At 51.9% G+C, this 287-nt stretch carries 1 protein-coding gene; it reads left to right on the top strand.

Annotated elements, in window-relative coordinates; all coding sequences use genetic code 11:
• Window positions 1-38: 38 nt before the first annotated feature.
• A partial coding sequence (locus tag FWJ25_RS20895; protein WP_149601896.1) for a hypothetical protein occupies window positions 39-287 on the top strand: 249 nt, incomplete at its 3' end.

The following is a 287-nucleotide window of genomic DNA, read 5'->3' as shown; positions in this document are numbered from 1 at the left end:
GGCAGACTGACACTTCAATTGAGGCTGCGAAGCAGCGCATGCAAGAGCAGCTGAGTGCAGCAACTGCTGAAATGGTGATGCTGTCGACTGAGGAGACTGAGAAGAAGATGAAACAGGCAACCCACAAAGATGGAAGCACTAATGGTTCAGCAAAAGAAATCCCTAATGACAAGCCTGCCGTCACTAAGCCTAGTCCCTATGAAGAACTGATTGGGGACATCAAGGCTAGCCTAGGAAGTGCTCCGACCCCTACCCAGCTCAAGGCTGTGCTGGCCTCATCAACCAGG

Source organism: Marinobacter salinexigens (assembly GCF_008370345.1).
Taxonomy (GTDB): Bacteria; Pseudomonadota; Gammaproteobacteria; order Pseudomonadales; family Oleiphilaceae; genus Marinobacter; species Marinobacter salinexigens.
This window is presented reverse-complemented; position numbering and strand designations above follow the sequence as displayed.